4 protein-coding genes are annotated in these 2,877 nt (G+C 38.5%); 3 read left to right on the top strand and 1 reads right to left on the bottom strand.

Annotated features, from left to right (window positions below; genetic code table 11):
• Window positions 1-209, bottom strand: a 209-nt coding sequence (locus J6U00_RS03265; protein ID WP_296578795.1) for a helix-turn-helix domain-containing protein, incomplete at its 3' end; no start/stop codon positions are given.
• A 534-nt stretch (window positions 210-743) separates the two neighbouring features.
• Between J6U00_RS03265 and J6U00_RS03260 the strand changes: the two genes are divergently transcribed.
• From J6U00_RS03260 to J6U00_RS03250, 3 genes are all read left to right on the top strand, one after another.
• The gene (locus J6U00_RS03260) at window positions 744-989 is read left to right on the top strand and encodes a hypothetical protein (protein ID WP_296578792.1); all 246 of its coding nucleotides are present in this window, start codon (window positions 744-746) and stop codon (window positions 987-989) included.
• A 257-nt stretch (window positions 990-1,246) separates the two neighbouring features.
• The gene (locus J6U00_RS03255) at window positions 1,247-2,407 is read left to right on the top strand and encodes a leucine-rich repeat protein (protein ID WP_296578789.1); all 1,161 of its coding nucleotides are present in this window, start codon (window positions 1,247-1,249) and stop codon (window positions 2,405-2,407) included.
• 55 nt (window positions 2,408-2,462) lie between these two features.
• The gene (locus tag J6U00_RS03250) at window positions 2,463-2,801 is read left to right on the top strand and encodes a DUF6054 family protein (RefSeq protein WP_296578787.1); all 339 of its coding nucleotides are present in this window, start codon (window positions 2,463-2,465) and stop codon (window positions 2,799-2,801) included.
• Window positions 2,802-2,877 lie beyond the last annotated feature (76 nt).

Here is a 2,877-nt window from a genome sequence, read left to right as displayed (position 1 = left end):
GCAAGACTATCCACTTCTTTCAGCCACTCATATTCTTCTTTATACTGTGCTGGTGTGGTAATAAGCATTTTCCCGGTTTCCTTATAATACTCAATTTTATCAAAAAGCATACGATTGTAGATAAAGCGGACACAACCGAATGTTTTAGCAAACAAGATTTGCTGTTCTACGTTCGGATATATTCTGAATTTATAAGCCTTGTTTGCCATTTTACTCATTCCTCCTGTCTACTATCAAGCTATCCTTCAGCTTTCGTTATAGTCAACTGATTTTATTATATTACACTATGTTTGCAATGTCAAGAATATTTAGTAAATAGGAGCGCTATTCATCTCCCACCTGTAGAGGTCGGAGACTTCTAGCGAAAAGAGGTTAAAGTTACAGAAATTCTATTATAATCATTATAGCAAGTCTGAGTTATAATTGCAACAGTTTTTGGTTATCAGTATTTTTAGAATTGGTCAACGCAAAAGATCTCCAGTGCACTTATCAGCATACTGAAATATGCAAAACTTATTCATCTGCATATGTCAGCAGCTAATGGCGTGAAAAGGCTACTGAAATAGCGAATGAGATTATGTCTACAGGTGTAAAGTCTGCCGATGCTTTACATACCGCTTATGCTATTCTTGCACATTGTGATTATATGCTGACTACAGATGACCAACTTTTATAATACAAAAGAAATAAAATTAGAGTAGTCAACCCGACCGAATTTATTATGATTTTAGGAGGGACTGAAGATGATGAATAATAATATTACTACCGCCGAACTCATTGATCGTGGGTATGGTTGCTTATTTGAACATCTCGGTACGATTGAAACTGAGCGTTTCATATCCTATATCCTGAGTGAACGGTTTGATTATACCAAATGGCGTAGAGAGTATTTCGGCAAGGCAAGCATTGAAGAATCGTCTACTGCTGCCGCTGATTACGAAAAAGCCCATCCATTTAAACCAAAGAAGCCACAGATCCCAATCGAATAATACTCATAACAGTCTATTTTTTCAGCTGTGGAGCGGAGAAATCCGCTCCACAGCTTTTTTCATTTTCAAAATAACAATATTTCAATCTTAAAGGCACGCGTGCTGAAAAGTGCTATTTTCCGTAAATGAGCAGGTAAAAGAAATTTATTTCAAGACCTCCTAATTTGTGCACACAGACAAATCTCTCTCAAACGAATTGCTTTTTCCGGTATTTGTGATAGAATATTATTATCAATATATTTTCAAGGAGAAAAACTATGGATAAGAAAAAAATAATTGCAGGTGCTCTCTCATTCACTATGATGTTAGGCTCAGCGTTTCCGCTCGGCACGTCATCCGTTCCGTCACTCACTTCTGGAATAACAGCCAATGCTGATGATTACGAAGAAGTAGTCGTAGACGGCTTAACATATGCAGTGTACAGCGATTATGCCGAATTGACAGACACCCCGTCTGATATTGAGGGTGTATTTGTTGTCCCGTCAACAGTCAACGGCTTGCCCGTGACGTGTACATGGTCATCAGCTTTCTGGAGCAAAGCAGAAATGACCGGGGTATTCTTCCCTGCTTCTGTCACTCAGATCAACAACGGCGGATGCTTCGGAGGATCAGATAAAGTCGAAAAAATCACCGTGGATGAAAACAACCCGAAATACTGCTCTGTCGATAATTATCTCATGTCCAAGGACAAGACAACGCTCGTCCTGATCCCTCCTGCATATCCAGGAAAAGAATTTGTCATTCCAGAAACTGTTAAATCACTAAGAAGCTATACTTTTTACCATACTTCTTTTGAGAGCCTCATAATTCCTGATTCTGTTAACGACATCACATATTCGTCATTTAGTGATATGCCAAAGCTGAAAAGCGTCAGAATCTCCAACAATGCAAAATCTATCGGCAGCACCGCTTTTAGGAATGATGTGATGCTCGAAAGCGCCGATATTCCTGCTTCTGTCGAGAAAATACGCGATGGTGCGTTTAAAAATTGCACTTCACTCAGCTCTATAACAATCAACAATCCCGAATGTGCAATAGACGATGACGAAACGACACTCGGCGTCAAGGAGACTACCGTTATCCGCGGATACGCAGGCTCGACTGCTCAGACTTACGCTGAAAAATGGGGCTACAAATTTGAGGTGCTGGAGGGTGGTCCGGCCAAGTCAATTTCCCTCGGTGATGCAAACGGAGACGGAAATGTTGATGCAAAGGATGCTTCCTTTATTCTATCTGAGTATTCCAGGCTCTCAACCGGTGAAAGCTCTGAACTCACAGATGAGCAAAAAGAAGCATGCGATGTAAACAAGGACAACAAGTCAGACGCAAAGGACGCTTCTGCTATCCTTGCATATTATTCATACCTCTCAACAGGCGGAACAAATAATATAGAATCATTCCTGGAAACTAACACCTAAAAAAACCTTCTAAAAATTATATCGCTTAGATACATCAGAATTGGGGGAGAATACTATGAAGAAAATCATATTAATTTCGCAGAATAAAAATGATATAGAAAGTATTATGAAAAAATGCTTTTCTTCTAGTGTTTATTGCTTTGAAAGCCCTTACATAAAGAAGATTGAAAAGCCAAATTACAAAATGACTATCATTATTGCTGAAAAAGAATATCTCCGAATAAGATCAAATTTGACTTTGACGATAATTGCAGAAGAAACTGACAACAAAACAACTGTTGAAGTTATTTCAAGCGGTGGCAAAAATGACATTGGTTTTTCATTGGGGGCGGAAAAGCATGCAGTTAGAAGCATTGTCAAATTTTTAGAAGAATACGGCTTTGCGGAACAATAATGTAATATCAATCCATCTTAATCACAGGAACATTTTTCATAAATGGGAGTACTAAAATCAAACAATGATCATTCAT

It is taken from the genome of Ruminococcus sp. (assembly GCF_017650195.1).
GTDB lineage: Bacteria > Bacillota > Clostridia > Oscillospirales > Ruminococcaceae > Ruminococcus.
This window is presented reverse-complemented; position numbering and strand designations above follow the sequence as displayed.